This window comes from Halosaccharopolyspora lacisalsi, assembly GCF_014137975.1.
Classification (GTDB): Bacteria; Actinomycetota; Actinomycetes; order Mycobacteriales; family Pseudonocardiaceae; genus Halosaccharopolyspora; species Halosaccharopolyspora lacisalsi.
The window spans coordinates 48,444-63,367 of record NZ_JACGWZ010000008.1 but is presented as its reverse complement, the minus strand read 5'-3'; the positions used below and the strand labels follow the sequence as shown (position 1 = coordinate 63,367).

10 protein-coding genes are annotated in these 14,924 nt (G+C 68.8%); 7 read left to right on the top strand and 3 right to left on the bottom strand.

The genetic code is table 11. The features are described 5' to 3' along the window. Window positions 1–17 precede the first annotated feature (17 nt). The 5 genes from FHX42_RS23245 to FHX42_RS23225 all read left to right on the top strand — a co-directional run bounded on the left by FHX42_RS23245 (window position 18) and on the right by FHX42_RS23225 (window position 5,820). Window positions 18–596, top strand: coding sequence for a Uma2 family endonuclease (locus FHX42_RS23245; protein ID WP_182546601.1), 579 nt, complete (start codon window positions 18–20; stop codon window positions 594–596). 57 nt (window positions 597–653) lie between these two features. Then, window positions 654–2,144 (top strand): gluconokinase, encoded by a 1,491-nt coding sequence (locus FHX42_RS23240; protein WP_182546600.1) that lies wholly within the window; start codon window positions 654–656, stop codon window positions 2,142–2,144. A 253-nt stretch (window positions 2,145–2,397) separates the two neighbouring features. Further along, window positions 2,398–3,804, top strand: coding sequence for a GntP family permease (locus tag FHX42_RS23235; RefSeq protein WP_182546599.1), 1,407 nt, complete (start codon window positions 2,398–2,400; stop codon window positions 3,802–3,804). A gap of 70 nt (window positions 3,805–3,874) precedes the next feature. Continuing rightward, complete coding sequence (locus tag FHX42_RS23230; RefSeq protein ID WP_182546598.1) at window positions 3,875–4,372, top strand: Fur family transcriptional regulator; 498 nt, start codon at window positions 3,875–3,877, stop codon at window positions 4,370–4,372. Beyond that, window positions 4,369–5,820, top strand: coding sequence for a catalase (locus FHX42_RS23225; protein WP_328796693.1), 1,452 nt, complete (start codon window positions 4,369–4,371; stop codon window positions 5,818–5,820). The genes FHX42_RS23230 and FHX42_RS23225 overlap by 4 nt, the downstream gene beginning before the upstream one ends. A gap of 138 nt (window positions 5,821–5,958) precedes the next feature. Here the strand turns inward: FHX42_RS23225 and FHX42_RS23220 are convergent, their stop codons facing one another. From FHX42_RS23220 to FHX42_RS23210, 3 genes are all read right to left on the bottom strand, one after another. Continuing rightward, window positions 5,959–7,473, bottom strand: coding sequence for a dynamin family protein (locus tag FHX42_RS23220; protein WP_182546596.1), 1,515 nt, complete (start codon window positions 7,471–7,473; stop codon window positions 5,959–5,961). A 132-nt stretch (window positions 7,474–7,605) separates the two neighbouring features. Further along, entirely contained in the window at window positions 7,606–9,414 is a 1,809-nt protein-coding gene (locus FHX42_RS23215; protein ID WP_182546595.1) for a dynamin family protein, read from the bottom strand. Between the two features lie 205 nt (window positions 9,415–9,619). Then, on the bottom strand, window positions 9,620–10,570 hold the full coding sequence (locus FHX42_RS23210; RefSeq protein ID WP_182546594.1) for an IniB N-terminal domain-containing protein: 951 nt from the start codon (window positions 10,568–10,570) through the stop codon (window positions 9,620–9,622). A gap of 292 nt (window positions 10,571–10,862) precedes the next feature. Between FHX42_RS23210 and FHX42_RS23205 the strand changes: the two genes are divergently transcribed. After that, window positions 10,863–12,260 (top strand): Hsp70 family protein, encoded by a 1,398-nt coding sequence (locus FHX42_RS23205; protein ID WP_182546593.1) that lies wholly within the window; start codon window positions 10,863–10,865, stop codon window positions 12,258–12,260. A gap of 60 nt (window positions 12,261–12,320) precedes the next feature. Continuing rightward, entirely contained in the window at window positions 12,321–14,816 is a 2,496-nt protein-coding gene (locus FHX42_RS27540; RefSeq protein ID WP_182546592.1) for a LuxR C-terminal-related transcriptional regulator, read from the top strand. Window positions 14,817–14,924 lie beyond the last annotated feature (108 nt).

Here is a 14,924-nt window from a genome sequence, read left to right as displayed (position 1 = left end):
TTGCCGATAGGGGAGGCATGACCACGATGTCCTGGCCGGATCACCTGCTGACCCTGGAGGAGTTCGAGCAGCTGCCCGAGGACAACTCGCGCCGCTACGAGCTCCAGGAAGGCGTCCTGCACGTGACCCCGAAAGCAGCCAGCCTCCACCAGCGTGTCGTCGGCGCCCTGGTCGGATGCCTCAACCAGCAGCTTCCCGCCGAGTGGGAGGCGGTGCCGGACGTGGAGGTGGTGCTCGCGGCCACGTGGCCGCCCCTCGTCCGCGTTCCCGACGTCGTGCTCGCCGCCACCGCCAGGATCGACGAGAACCCGAACCGGCTGTACGCCCAGGACGTCCTGCTGGCCGTGGAGGTGGTCTCGCCGGGATCGTCCCAGACCGACCGGGTGGTCAAGCGCCACGAGTACGCGCGGGCGGGCATCCCCTGCTACTGGGTGGTCGATCTCGACGATCCCGTCGCCCTGGCCGAGAATCGACTGCACGAAGCCGTCTACAAGACGTACTTCGACGACGGTGGTGTGTTCCGCACCGGCGATCCCCTCGAGCTGCGAGTCGACCTCGACGCGCTGGTGCGGCGCCCTCGCCACCCGGATTCGTAACGCGGTGTGATGGTTGCCTCGGTCCTGCCTCCCCGGTCGGCGGATAGGTTGGGGGGCATGAGTGCAGGTGGCAAGGACGGGGTTCTGCTCGGCATCGATGTCGGGACCACGGCGACGAAGGTGGTGGCCGCCACCCGCGAGGGGCTGGTGCTGCACCAGACCGAGCGTGAGAACGAGCTGCGCACCGAGGAACCCGGCGAAGCGGTTCAGGACGCCGAAGCGGTGCGTGAAGGTGCGATCGAAGCTGTGGCCGAGTGCGTGACGTGGGCCGTCGACGCCGGACACGAGGTCGAGGGGCTTTCGTTCAGCACCGCCATGCACACCCTGCTCGGGCTGGACGGCTCGGGAAAGCCCGTCACTCCCGCCTTCAACTGGGGCGACACCCGCTCCGCCACGGTCGCCGCGCGGTTGCGCGAGGACTGGGACACCGCCTCGAAGCTGCACAGGGCGACGGGCACCCCCATCCACACCCAGTCGGTGATGGTGAAGCTGGCCTGGTTGAACGGTAGCCGCACCGATCTGACCGAGGGCGTCTCGTTCTGGTGCGCGCTCAAGGACTTCGTGGTCACCGCCTTCACCGAGGAGTTCGTCACCGACCACTCGCTGGCCTCGGGCACCGGACTGCAGGAGATGGCGAGCCTCAGCTGGTACGAACCCGCCCTGCGCCACGCCGGGATCAGCGCCGAGCAGCTCCCCGAACTCAGGGCACCGACCGAGGTCGTGTCGCTGGGCTCGCGGGTTGCACGGGCCACCGGCCTGGCCGAGGGACTACCCGTGGTGCTCGGTGGTGGTGACGGACCGCTGGGCAACCTCGGTGTGGGGGCGGTGAATCCGGGAGTCGCGGGACTGTCGCTGGGAACCAGTGGTGCGCTGCGCGTGGTGCGTGAGGAGCCCGGTGTCGACGAGCGGTGCCGCACCTTCTGCTACGCGCTGGCCGACGGTCTGTGGGTGGTCGGCGGCGCGGTCAGCAACGGTGCCGTCGTCGGACAGTGGGCCTCGGAGGCCTTCGGAATCGACATCGCGACCCTGCTGGACGAGGCGCTGGAAGTCGGTACCGGCGCCGAGGGGCTGCTGGCGCTGCCGTACCTGATGGGTGAGCGTGCGCCTTGGTGGGAGCCCGGCCTGACCGGCTCGTTGATCGGCCTGCGCAAGATCCACGGCCGTGCCGAGATAACCCGCGCCCTGGTCGAGGGCGTCGGGCAGCAACTCGCGCTCGTGTGCGATGCGGTGCGTGACGCCGGTGCTCTGGTGCGCGCGGTGCGCGCCACCGGTGGTGGTTTCCACAGCCGGGTCTGGTCCGAGGTCGTCGCGGCGGCACTGAATCTCGAACTGGAGCTCACCGACAACAGCGGCGGCTCCGGACTGGGTGCGGTGCTGCTGGGATGGCGTGCGCTGGGCGAGCTGGACTCCCTGGAGGAGGCGGCCGCCCTGGTGCGTCCCAACCGCACCGTGCCGCCCTCCCGGGAGGCGGCCGCGCTGATGGCCCAGCGCAGACCGACGATCGAACAGCTGCACCAGGTGCTCGACGACATTCCCCGGCTGAAGTGAGGCGGCCGGAGCGATCGTGCGGGAGGCGAGTGACTGAATCCCAACATGTGGGAAGAAGTGAGTCGTGTCGCTTGCCGTGTTCACGGCTGCTTGTCGAGCAGATTGAGAGCGAGATTACAAAAATGAAAAAAAGTATGACTTGAGCGATACAGTGCTCTGGCGCTTTGGAACACTCTCTGTGATGCTCCCCCTCACTGTCATGCCTCCGTGTGAGTTCGCGCATGGAGACCGGTAACGATGAAGGGGTGGATCCGTGCACGGAGCGCTTGTCGCGGCGGCCGAACCCGCCGCGGGATCCTCATTGGGGCAGGGGGCGACGCTGGCAGTGGCCGCGGGCTCCGTCCTGGTCCTGCTGCTGCTGATCGTCTTCCTCAAGCTGCAACCGATGATCGCGCTGCTCGGGGTCAGCCTGGTGACCGCGCTGGTGCTGGGCGTGCCCGTCGACGGGGTCATGGAGCTGCTCAACGAGGGGCTCGGGAGCACTCTGGCCGAAGTGGCGTTGCTGGTCGGCTTCGGCGCCATGCTCGGGCGAATGCTGGAGATCACCGGCGGCGCCAAGGTGCTCGCCGAGTCACTCGTCGGATTGTTCGGTGAGAAGCGAGCGCCGCTCGCACTGGGTGTCGCGGGCCTGCTGTTCGGCTTCCCGATCTTCCTGGACGCCGGCGTGGTCATCTTCCTGCCGGTCGTGTTCTCGGTGGCCAGGCAGCTCGGTGGTTCCGTGCTGCGCTACGCGCTGCCGGTCGTCGGTGCTTTCGCCGTCATGCACGCCTTCGTGCCTCCGCACCCCGGCCCGGTGGGTGCCGCGGGGCTCATCGGGGCGCCCGTCGGTCTGCTGCTGGTGTTCGGTCTCCTCGTGGGTATCCCGACCTGGCTGATCAGCGGTTACGCGTTCGGTCGCTGGATGGGCGAGCGCGCCTTCGTGGCGGTGCCCGAGGCGCCGGAGACGGACGAGGAGCTCGAGAACAAGCGACGTCCCTCGGTCGGGACCGTGCTCGGGCTGCTGTTCCTGCCGATGGTGCTGATCTTCATCAACACCGGTCTGACGACGCTGGCCAAGGTGGGTGTCGTCAACGGCGACTCCACGGTCGTGCAGGTGCTGACCCTGCTGGGGGAGAGCTCGATCGCGCTGGCCATCGCCGTGCTGGTCGCCTGCGTCGTGCTCGGTCTCAAGCGGGGCATGGGCGGTCGCGAGATCGAGGGCGAGCTGAGCGGAAGCCTCAGCTCGATCGCCGCCGTCATCCTGATCACCGGTGCCGGTGGCATGTTCGGCGCGGTGCTGGCCGAGGGCGGTGTCGGCACCGCGTTGGCCGGTGCCCTGAACAACGCGGGGATCCCGCTCATCCTCGCGGCGTTCCTGATCGCGGTGGTCATGCGAGTCGCGCAGGGCTCCGCTACGGTGGCGCTGACGACCTCCGCGGGATTCATCGCCCCCGCCGTGGCCGCCGCCCAGGGGCTGTCCTCGGCGGACCTGTGTCTGATCGTGATCGCCATCGCCTCGGGCTCGACGGTGTTGTCCCACGTCAACGACTCGGGTTTCTGGCTGATCGGCCGGTTGCTGCGGATGGACGTCCCCACGACGTTGCGGACCTGGACGGTGATGGAGACGCTCATCGGCGTGGTCGGCTTCGTCATCGCCTGGGGTCTCTCGGCGGTGCTGTAGGTGTCACGGTGAGTTCGTGGCGTGTTTTCTTGACTAATTCCAATCTGTTCGTGGCATACTGGGCAGTGCTATGACCCCCAGCACGAGTGGCGACGACGCGCGGTCGAATCCCGACCCGCGCGCGCTGTTGCACGACGCCGGACTGCGGGCCACTCAGCCCCGACAGGCGGTGTTGACGTGGCTGCGTGGCCACCCACACTCGACCGCCGAGCAGGTGGCCGGGGCGATACGGTACGAACTCGGCTCGGTGTCCACGCAGGCCGTCTACGACGTCCTGCACGCGTGCACCACGGCCGGTTTGCTACGCCGGATCGAGCCGGCCGGGCACCCGGCTCGCTTCGAGACCCGCACCGCCGACAACCACCACCACCTGGTGTGTCGGGGGTGCGGGAGAACCGAGGACGTGGACTGCGTCCAAGGTGTCGCGCCCTGCCTGACCCCCTCCTCCACGGCGGGCTACGTCCTGGAGGAGGCGGAGGTCGTGTTCTGGGGTCTGTGCCCACAGTGCCGGTCGGAGACTTCCGAGTCGCCCGATCACAGCCACCACCACGAGGAGGAATGTTCGTGAGTTCGCCACGACCCACGACCACCAACGCCGGGATCCCGGTAGCCAGCGACGATCACTCGCTGACCGCGGGCAGCAACGGCCCGGTCCTGTTGCAGGACCACTACCTGATCGAGAAGAACGCGCAGTTCAACCGCGAGCGCGTCCCGGAGCGGGTCGTGCACGCCAAGGGCGGCGGCGCCTTCGGTACCTTCGAGGTCACCGACGACGTCAGCCAGTACACCAAGGCCGCGGTGTTCCAGCCCGGTACCAAGACCGAGACGCTGCTGCGCTTCTCCACGGTCGCCGGCGAGCTCGGTTCCCCCGACACCTGGCGGGACCCGCGCGGGTTCGCCCTGAAGTTCTACACCACCGAGGGCAACTACGACCTCGTCGGCAACAACACCCCGGTGTTCTTCATCCGCGACGCGATCAAGTTCCCGGACTTCATCCACTCGCAGAAGCGCCGTGCCGACAACCACCTGCGTGACAACGACATGCAGTGGGACTTCTGGTCGTTGACGCCGGAGTCGGCCCACCAGGTCACCTGGCTGATGGGTGACCGCGGTATTCCGAAGACCTGGCGCCACATGAACGGCTACGGTTCGCACACCTACCTGTGGACCAACGCCGCGGGCGAGAAGTTCTGGGTCAAGTACCACTTCAAGACCGACCAGGGTCACGACTACCTGACCCAGGACGAGGCCGACCGGATGGCCGGTGCCGACTCCAACTACCACCTGCGCGACCTGTGGAACTCCATCAAGGGTGGCGACTTCCCGAGCTGGACCGTCTACGTCCAGGTCATGCCGTTCGAGGACGCCGCGACCTACCGGTTCAACCCGTTCGACCTGACCAAGGTGTGGCCGCACGGCGACTACCCGCTGCTCAAGGTCGGCAAGCTGACCCTGAACCGCAACCCGGAGAACTACTTCGCCCAGATCGAGCAGGCCTCGTTCGAGCCGGCGAACCTCGTTCCCGGCATCGGCACCTCGCCGGACAAGATGCTGCAGGGACGGCTGTTCTCCTACCCGGACGCGCACCGCTACCGGATCGGTCCGAACTACATGGACCTGCCGGTCAACCGCCCGATCTCGGAGGTCAACTCCTACTCCAAGGACGGGCAGATGCGCTACAGCTACACCCAGGACCCGGTGTACGCGCCGAACTCCAAGGGTGGTGCGCACGCCGACGCCGTGCGCAACGGCGAGGACGACGTGGCCACCGGCGTCGAGCAGGAGGTGCTGCGCACGGCCTACTCGCTGCACTCCGAGGACGACGACTTCGGTCAGCCGGGCGAGATGGTGCGCAACGTCTTCAGCGATGAGGAGCGTCAGCGCTTCATCAACAACGTCGCCGGGCATCTGTCCGACGGCGTGACCAAGCCGGTGCTGGACCGCGCGCTGGAGTACTGGCGCAACGTCGACAAGGACACCGGCGACAAGATCGCCGAGAAGGTCCAGCAGGGCTGAGGTCCCGCGACTGCCGCGACCACCACACCGCCGGCCCCCGGAAGCGCCCGCCGCTCCCGGGGGCCGACGCGTTTTCGTCGTGGTCTTCACGATTTTCCCTAAAGTTGTGCCACAACTTTAGGGAAAATCGCACGTACCCTAGCTCTGGACCTGGCGGGCGATGAGGCGCTCGCAGCTGCGCAGGACCGTGCGCGTCGCTTCGTGGTGCAGTCGGTCGTGCATCGGGTTCGCCGCCAGCTCGCGCCAGTGCGTCAGTGCTGAGCTCGCCGCGTCGGCGAGCGTGGCCTCGGAGGCGTCGGAGGTGCATCCGAGCCGCGACTGCCGCTGGTTACCGTGGGCACCCAGCAGGCGCTCGGCGGACTCGCGGTCCTGCTTGTCGAACCGCACCTGTCCCGAGCGCAGCGCCGAGAGCAGCCGCAACTCGTCCCACTCGTGGGAGTTGCTCAGCAGGTGCTCGAACTCCCCGTTGAGCTGCTGAGCGCCGGAGCGCGGGTTGGCCCGCAGCACCATGTCCACGGCCATGAGTACCGAGCGCGCCCGCAGGGCCTCCTGCCGCTCCACGAACTGCTGGTACACCGCCTCGTGCAGCTCGTTGAGGCGGCTCTCGTCCAGCAGCGCCGAGCGAAGCTTCTTGAGCTCCCGGGTGCCCTCGGACACGAGACCGACGGCCCGCTCGACCCCGAACCGCCCGAGTCGCTCCAGCAGCCGCAGCCGCGTCTCCGTCGGCACGGTTTCCGGGAAGGTGTTGTTGGCGAAGCGGTCCGCGGACAGCAGCAGTTCCTCGAGCTGTCGGGAGTCCAGGCGAGCCAGTTCGGTCAGCGCGGCGACCTCATCGGTGGTCAGCTCCGCGGCTCCCTGGCCGAGCAGCCCGGCCACCGGCAGGACGTACTGGGCGAAGGTGCGCACTCGCGGGTCGTCCCGGTAGCGCCGTGCGGTCTTGTCCGCGGCGGGCACGGAGTCGCCGCCGCCGCTGCCCGCCTCGTCGGCGCGCGAGATCGCCAGAATGGTGTTGATCGGAGCGCGTCGGGTGATCCGCAGCTCGTGCATCGACTCCAGGAACCGGAGGTCGGTCTGGTGCGGATAGCGGGTCAGGTAGATCACGCCATCGGCCTCGGACAGGATCTGCGCCAGTGCTGAACGTCCGGTCTCGGTGACGGCCGAGGACGACACCCCGGGCGTTTCGAGCAGCGTGATGGCCTGGAGCCCGGGGAAGGGAGCCTCGATGACCAGTCGTGAGACCTCGTCGGGACGCCAGCGCTGCAGATTCCGGATCGTGCTGATGTCCAGCGCGGTCACGGGCACGTTCTGCGTCGCGCCGTGCGGAGTGTGCACGGTGATCCGCGGCTCCGGACCGTACTGGTACACCGTGGTGACGTGCGTGCGTTCCTCGGCGTCGCTGGGAGCGAGCTGCTGGCCGACCAACGCGTTGATCAGGGTGGACTTGCCCGATTTGACGCGGCCGGTGACGGCGATTCGCAGCGGATGGTCCAGTCGCTCGAGGCGCTCGCGGAGCCAGCCCGCCGTACGCGGATCGTCCCGGTAGAACGTCATCGTGCGGATCAGCAGCGACCGGGCCTGCTGGAGCAGGCTCGCCGGTGCTTGTCTGGGTTCTGCCTGTCGAGTTTCTGCCTGTCGAGTTTCTGGGGTGCTCATCGGTCCTTCACTCGCTGGGGGCCCCGGCATGCCCGCGGAGGGGCCGACCTGAGTACGTCCGTGGTCAGGTGCGGGAAGAAGCGGGGTCACCGAGCGCGATCCCGGTGGTGTCTCCCCACGGGGCGAGGTACGTCAAGCTGCGATGCGGTTCGACGTCAGCATGGCGGCTCGTTTGCGCAGGACGGTCAGTTCCTCCAGCTTCTTCTTGATGTCCCGCGCTCGTTGGTCGCGGTCGACGGCGCTGGCCTCGGCCGCACGCTTGGTCTCCTGGATGGACTGGCTGATCTCGATCTGGCCCTGCTCGGTGAGCCGGTTGCAGGCCTGGTGCAGGTTCTGGTGCAGTTTCCGGATCGTGTCGCGGGTGTCCTTGTTCACCTGGAACACGATGTGCTCTATGTAGCGCTGGGCCGCGTTGCGCGCCTCGGCCTGGCGGCGCTTGAGCCGCGAGTCCTTCTCCTCGTTGAGGCTCTTGCTGCCCAGCAGCAGTCCGGCGGAGATGGAGACCACGTTCATCAGCGGTAAACCGGCCATGCTGGTGATCAGCCCGAACATCAGCACACCGCCGTACGAGCCGCGCAGCCCGGTCAGGATCTGGTCCTTGCGGGGGAATCCCGCCGCTTTCGGAGCCTTCGGCTCCGGAACCCGCTCCAACGGGTCGGAGGGGTGGATCTCGGCGAGGCTGGGCAGCGCGCGGGCGTGCTCGGGCAGCAGTTGTTCGGCGACCTCCTCGGTGAGTCGCTCGCGGCGCTGATCCAGCCATCCGAAGGTCTCGGACACGGCGTCGTTGAGACTGCTGGACAGCCACTCGGCGAAGTCGTCCCAGGTGGTGTCCGGATCGGCCTCGCTGAGGACTTCGTCGACCTGGTGCAGGATGGCCCAGGTGCGTTCCCGGAAGTCGTACTCGATGTCGGAGTAGAGCTCCTGGATGCCGTCGGACAGCGTCTTCTGCCAGCGCCCCGAGATCCGCTTGAGGTCGTCGGCCTTGTGCTGGGCGTTCTCCAGCTCGAGCAGGGTCTCGGTGGCGGTGCGCGGGCTCTGGTTGCTCAGCTCCTCGCGCAGCTTCGTCATGAGCTGGTCCAGGACTTCGGAGACGTTGTGGGACACCAGCTTGCGAGCGAGCTGCTCGTGCTTGTTGGCCATCTCGCTGCGAAGGTACTCCAGCAGGGCGGGGAAACCCGACTCGGTGTTCAGCGTCGGATTCTTGGCGCTGGTGGCCTGGGCGCGGACCTTCGACGACACCGGGAAGATCCGCGCGGAGATCTCGGCCTGGACCAGGTGCTTGCGGTTGACCTCGACGATCTCCCGCCAACGCGGGGTCACGTCGGTCTTGGGCTGCACGAGGGCCACGTTCGGGCACAGGTCGGTGACCTGCTTCAGGAACTTCAGCTCGTTGGTGGTCAGTTCCTGGGTGGAGTCGGAGACCATCAGCAGCGCATCGGCCTCGGTCAGCACCGACTGGGTGGTGGCGGTCAGCGAGGAGGAGATGCTGCCCACGCCCGGGGTGTCCATGAGCACCAGGCCGTCGCGGAGCACGGCGCGCGGCAGGCCGATCTCGGTGCGGGACAGGGGGAGCCCATCGGCGACGGCCTGCTCGACCTCGTCGTGCACCCGCTCGATGGGCACGGGACGACGGTCCAGGGCGGGCGGCCCCTGGGCCGGTTCCTGCTGGACGAGTTGGGCCGAAGGTTCCGTGGAGTGACGCACGATCGTGGGTACCACGGTCGTGATGTCCTCTCCCGCGTTGCACACGGGCGCGTTGACTACGGAATTGACCAGCTCGCTCTTGCCCTGTTGGGACTCACCCACCACCAGGACGAGCTGGGCGGGATCCAGCACCCGGCCACGGATCTGCCGGAGCCGGTTCCCGAGATCGAAGCGATGCTGCTCGGCGCATTCGGCAGCCGCTCGATCGATCAGTTCCACCAGGGCCGTTTCGATCACAGTCCGATTGTGACTTGGCCGTGTTCGTCGAAGCTACCCGGACGGGTGAATACGCACATTACTGGCCGTATTGACCGATTGGCCCGCCCCGAGCCCTTCGGGGCGGTGTCACCCCACGCGCCGGCGGGAAGACCGGCGTGGGAGAACCGAAAGGCCGGACCCACGGAAGGGGAACGTGGGTCCGGCCGGTTTCACCGTGTCGGCGTCAGAGCACGCCGTCCAGCGGCAGCCCGGAGGTGGCGCCGCCGGCCAGGTGAGCAGCGTCACCGGTGACGTCGCCGGCCAGGCTGCCCACGGCGTTCGGGGCGCCGCCGACCAGGTCGGTGGCGGTGTCCGCGGTGTCGCCGACCAGGCCGGTGGCGGTGTCCGCGGTGTCGCCGACCGTGTCCACCGTGTTGTTGACCGCACCCAGGCCGCTGGCCGCGGCGCCCTCGGCGGTGCCGCCCACGCCGTCGACGACGTTGCCGACGCCGCCGACCGTGTCGTCAACGGTGTTGCCCACGGCACCGACGGCGTTGCCGTTGGCGACCTCGTTGCCGCTCAGGACGTCGTGCACGTTGACCAGGTTCTGCGAGTCGGTCTGCTCCTGGTTGATGTCGACGTTGGTGTCGCCGGCGGGAGCGGACTGCTCCGGCATCTGAGCGTCGGCGTCGCCCTCGGCGGAGAAGTCGTTGTTGGAGCCGGAGTTGTGCAGCATTGGTTCCGTCGCTTCCTGCTGTTCGTGTTCTGGTGCTGGTTTCGGCGGGGGTTCCGGTGCCGGTTCCCGCGGGGGTTCCGGCTCCGGTTCCCAGCCGTAGTCCTGGCTGGGATCCAGGTGGTTGATCGCGACGTGCTGGGTGCTCGCAGCGAACGTTTCAACGCTGCTCTGGAGCGAGCGGCCGTACTCCTGCACGACCTCGACTGGCGCGTAGTCGAGAACCAGCGACGCACCTTGCAGTACGTCTGTCGCGTTCATGTCTCCGAGTCCCGCATCCTGCAACGAGGCCTGGGGACTGGCCTCGAAAGCCGACCGGGCGTGTGAGTCGCCGACGAGTCGCGTGAGGAACTCGTGCAGCGTCGGTGCGTCCGGTTGGCCGCCTGATGCGGTGGGTGCCTCGGAGGCGAGGTTGGGGTTGCCGACCTGTCCCGGTGCCTGGTCCTGCTGAGTGTGTGGCATAGCTGAAGTCCTCCCTGGGCTCTTCAGTTACTCGAGCGGTCGACGCCGGGTGGTGTCGTGCGGTTCCCCTTGCTCACTGGTGATCAATCTACCGAGGGTCTACGCGGGACTCATCGGGAACTACTCCTAGTTAAACGCAGCTCTATTAGGGGATGGCATACTTCCCCCGTTAGGGGATCACTAGGGGTGCCCACGTCTTTGAGTAATCGGGTCACGCTAGGTTGGACCATAAGCTGGCACGGGGCCATCCCCCGTCAGGGTGATTCCACGCAGGAGCACCGGAAGGGGCGACATGCCTTACGTCCTGGGCGTCCACCTGGGAGCCACCACGACATCCGCTGCCGTCGCGCGTCGCGACGACGGGAAGTGGGGGGGCGCCGCGCCGTTTCCGCTGGGCAGCGCGTCCCCGGCCGTGCCGACGGTGCTCTGCCGCGTCCAGGACGGCACGTTCATGGCCGGTGAGGCCGCGCAACGCCAGGAACCGGCCCACCACGAATGGGTGGCGCGTTCCTTCGTGCACCAGGTCGGCGACGAGTCGCCCCTCATGGTGGGCAGCGAGTTCGTCACGGCGCATCGGCTCGCCGCCGTCATGATCGAGTGGGTGGCCGACGCGGTCGCCCACCGGCAGGGGCACCCCGCCGAGCACATCACCGTGACCCACAGCGCGACGTGGGGACCGCACCGCAGGCACCTGGTCTCGCTGGAGCTCAAGCAACTGGGACTCCATGACGTGACCCTGGTGCCGGAGCCGCTGGCGGTCGTCCTGGACTACTCGACCCAGCAGGGGTTGTCGGGACACGGTGTCTCCGACGGCGGTGTGCTGGCGATCGGCAACATGGGAGGTAGCTCCTTCGACGCGACGGTGCTGCGTCGCCAGACCGACTCCGAGCCGTTCGGTTTCGAGATGCTCGGGTCCCCCCTGGACGGAGCCCACCCGAGTGGCCGGTCGCTGGACGACGTGGTGTTCGATCACGTGTGCTCCGAGCTCGCTCCGGGGTTGGAGGACCTCGATCCCGCCGAGCCGCGTACGCGGGTGTCCCTGCTCCAACTGCGCGCCGAGTGCGCCAGGGTCAAGGAAGTCCTGTCGCACCAGCCCGACGCCACGGCGCGGGTCGAGCTTCCGGAGCTGCGGACCCAGGTGGCGCTCTCCCGCGCGCACTACGAGCAGCTCGCCCGCGACCACCTCGAACGAGTTCCCGAGCTGCTGCAGCAGGTCACCCAGTCGGCCCTGACCGGATCGCAGGAGCCGGACGGCATCGTGCTCGCGGGTGGGGCGGCCCGGACACCGCTGCTGCGACAGCTCGTCACCCAGCAGCTCCAGCAGCAGGCGCAGGTCGACGGCGCTCCCGAACTGGTCGCCGCGCGAGGCGCCGCGCTCGCGGCGGTGCGGATCGTCTCGGCCGCCTCCGACCGCTCCACTGTCGCCGAGACGAGCGTGCTCATGCGCGTGGAGGGTTCCGAGCAGGACCAGGACGACCTGGAAGTCCTCGACACGAACCTGCCGCCCGCGCCGCGTCCGCCGGTGGAGGTGGAGCCGATGGTCGTGGAACCACCCGTCGAGAACCGCACCTTCAAGGTGATCAAGCTTTCGGCGGCCGCCCTGCTGGTCATCTTCGGATTGGTCCTGACCTTCGCCCAGGGGTGGAGCGAACCGCACAACTCCAGGCCCGGAATGGTCCAGCAGAAGTAGTTCGCCACGACCAGCCAGTACCGACCCATTGGGTACCATCGACCGAGAGGGACGGTCTTCGTGAACCACCCGACAGTCGCACCTCCGGTAGCCGCCGCAGCGCGGTTACGTTCCGCGATCGCCGCTGATCCCAGCGCCGCGGTCGTCACCGGAATCCAGGGAGCGGGCGGATACGGCAAGACGGCCCTGCTCGACGAGCTCGCCCGGATCTACCGGCACGCGGGAGTGCCGGTGCGCGAGGAGAGCGCGGCCGATCCCACCGATCCCGCAGGGGCGGCCGTGCTCGTCGACGACGCCCACCTGCTCGACGAACCGATGCTGCGCAAGCTGGGCGAGCTGGCGCTGAGCAGGCGGGCGCGGCTGATCGTGGCCTATCGCCCGTGGCCGCGCTCGGCGGCGCTGGACGAACTCGTCGGCGTGCTCGGCCGGAGTTCGCCACCGGTGCTGCTGGGGCCGTTGGAACGGGACGAGGTCGCCGAGCAGCTCGGTGACACCGAGCCCTCCTCCCTGCTGGAGTGGTTGTGCTCGGCCACCGGTGCCGTCCCGCGACTGGTGACCAGGATGATCAGCGCCGGTGACCCCGCCCGCTACGACCGGACCCGTCCGCCACGGGCCGTGCTCGATCAGTTCCACCACGACCTGGAGCGGCTGGACGAGAGGGCGCGACAGTGCCTGACCGCCCTGGCCGTGGGGGCCAACCCCCACCCCACTCTGCTGGCGTCGTTGCTCGACATCGATTACGCGGCCGCCGAGGAGGCGATGGCGGCCGTGCGGGCGGGTGGGCTGCTCGACTCCGACGACACGGTGCTGCCCGTCGTTCGGGAGGCCGTGCTGGCGCTGATGCCGCGGGAGCGCCGACTGTCCGTGCTCCGGCGCCTGGTCGGGATTCGGCTGGACCGGGGCGGGCCCGTGCTCGCGCTGGTACGGCCACTGCTGGAAGCGCAGCCGGAACCGCTGCCGGACGAGACGCTGGCCGCCGCGTTCGCTCGGGCCGGTGACGAGGCGTTGTCGGACTCACCGGAGCTGGCGGTGCGGTTGTTCGACGCCGCCGTGTCGGCGGGGGCCGAGGGGACTTCGGTGACCGCGCGGCGCGCACAGGGGTCGGCGATGGCGGGTGATCTCGACGAAGCTCTCCGCGCGGCGGATCGGGTGATCGTGGACGAATCGGCCGCGGACCGCGCGCTCGGCATCCGGGTCGCCGCGACCGTGCTGGCCCATCGTGGGCTGCTGGCGCGCTCGGCGGAGCTGTGCCGGTGGTCGGTCGACAACGTGCGGTGGTCGGGCGACAGCGCGTTCGCCGTGGTCGGCCTGGCCAGTACCGGCCGCGTCGAGGAGGCGGGGGGACTGCTGCGCTCCCACGCCGACGCGGGGCCACCGACCTCGCTGTCGGGCGCGGCCACCCAGCTCGCCGAGGGCGTGTACGAGTCGGTCACCGGATCGGCGAGCACGGCACTGTCCACGCTGGTGCGCGCTGCCACGCTGGCCGAACCGAGCGGGAGCACGGTACTGATGCCGGACACACCGGCGGCGGTCGCTTCCACGGTCGCCCTGCACTGCGGGGAGTTCGACGTCGCGGAGTCCGTTGTGGACCGCGCCGTCGAGACGGGCGCCGGTGGACCGCTGCAGCGAGTGCGGCACCAGTTGCTGGCGGCATGGGTGCCGCTGCTGCGGGGCGACACTGTCACTGCGCGCGCCAAACTCGACGTCGCGATCGAGGGCGCGAGCGCACTGGGTGCCCGGGACCGGTTGACGGCGATCGCGATCGAGGCGGGCATCGCCAACCGGGACAACGACATGACCACGTTGGGTGAGCTGCGGGGACGGGCGCGCCAGGCCGTCGCCGAACACCCGATCGACCTGTTCACCCTGCTGCCGCTCGGCGAGCTGGTGATGGCCACGGCCAGATTGCGGGAGCAGGAGTGGCTGATGCCGTACCTGCGGGAGGCGCGGACGCTGTTGACGGGTTCGGGCGTTCCACCGCTGTGGAGTGCCCTGCTGCACTGGAAGTGCCTCCAAGCCGCCGTCGTCCTCGAACAGCACGACCAGGTGCGCGAGCACGCGACCGCACTCGAGGGGATGGCCGGGCACAACACGCTGTCGGCGGCGTTGTACGACGCCGCGTGCATGTGGCTGCGTCTGCTGGCCGGGGATGTCGATCAGGACGAGGCCGAGCGCACCGCCCGCGCCCTGCACGCGGCCGGGATGGCCTGGGACGGTGCTCGGTTGGCCGGTCAGGCCGCGATCCGCACGACCGACCGCCGGGTGATGATGGCCCTGTTGGAGTGCGCGCGTGCGTTGCAGGGCAAGATGCCCCGCCCGCGCAAGCTCCCGGACACCGCGAGCGTGGCGTCGGCTCCGCAGGGCGGGGACCTGCTCAGCGGACGGGAGCGCGAGGTCGCCGAGCTGGTGCTGGCCGGGCTCACCTACAAGCAGGTCGGCAAGCGACTGTTCATCTCGGCCAAGACCGTCGAGCACCACGTCGGGCGCGTCAAGCAACGCCTCGGGTGCTCCTCTCGCGAGGAGCTGCTCACCCAGCTGCGCACCCTGCTGGACTGATTCCTCCGCAGTGAACGCGTCGTCGTGGCAGTCACACAGCCACGACGACGCGTTCACCGCGATGTTGGGGCCGCCTTCAGCCGAACAACCCGATAAGGAAAACCTCGC

Coding starts and splice junctions, on each gene's coding strand:
- FHX42_RS23245 (WP_182546601.1), top strand. CDS start 18: ATGACCACGATGTCCTGGCCGGATCACCTGCTGACCCTGGAGGAGTTC.
- FHX42_RS23240 (WP_182546600.1), top strand. CDS start 654: ATGAGTGCAGGTGGCAAGGACGGGGTTCTGCTCGGCATCGATGTCGGG.
- FHX42_RS23230 (WP_182546598.1), top strand. CDS start 3,875: ATGACCCCCAGCACGAGTGGCGACGACGCGCGGTCGAATCCCGACCCG.
- FHX42_RS23220 (WP_182546596.1), bottom strand. CDS start 7,473: ATGAGCACCCCAGAAACTCGACAGGCAGAAACTCGACAGGCAGAACCC.
- FHX42_RS23210 (WP_182546594.1), bottom strand. CDS start 10,570: ATGCCACACACTCAGCAGGACCAGGCACCGGGACAGGTCGGCAACCCC.
- FHX42_RS23205 (WP_182546593.1), top strand. CDS start 10,863: ATGCCTTACGTCCTGGGCGTCCACCTGGGAGCCACCACGACATCCGCT.